Source organism: Chloracidobacterium sp. (assembly GCA_025057975.1).
Classification (GTDB): Bacteria; Acidobacteriota; Blastocatellia; order Chloracidobacteriales; family Chloracidobacteriaceae; genus Chloracidobacterium.
The window spans coordinates 1-515 of record JANWUV010000077.1; the positions used below are offsets into that span (position 1 = coordinate 1).

Annotated in this window: 1 protein-coding gene; it reads right to left on the reverse strand. The window is 57.1% G+C overall.

The window, feature by feature from the left end; all coding sequences use genetic code 11:
• A partial coding sequence (locus NZ585_15180; GenBank protein ID MCS7081370.1) for an SIS domain-containing protein occupies window positions 1–515 on the reverse strand: 515 nt, incomplete at both ends.

Consider the following 515-nt stretch of genomic DNA (forward strand, 5'->3'; position numbering starts at 1 on the left):
TGGAAAGCGTTTTTTCGTAGCGCTGACGGCTGGCGGCGTTCGATGGATCGTAAGTCGCCAGCACAACGACCGGAAGATTCTCATCGATGAGCGCGTTCGGCCCGTGCTTCATTTCTCCGGCCGGATAGCCTTCGGCGTGAATGTAGGAAATCTCTTTCAGCTTCAAGGCGCCTTCGAGCGCAATCGGAAAGTGGATACCGCGGCCGAGATAAAGAAAATCCTTGGCTTTGTGCAGGCGCCGTGTCAGTTCTTCATAGATATCTTCTTCCGACAGCACCCGCTCAATTTTCGAGGGGATTTTTAACATCTCCTGCGTCAGCCGCAGCGACTCTTCCTCGGGGAGCGTGCGGCGGACCTGCGCCAGATACAAAGCGAGGATCATGAGCGCCGTCAATTGCGCCGTGAAAGCTTTTGTCGAGGCCACGCCAATCTCCGGACCTGCGTGGGTCATGAGCGTGCCTGCCGCCTCGCGAGTGATCATCGAGCCGACGACGTTGCAGATCGCGAGGGTTTTC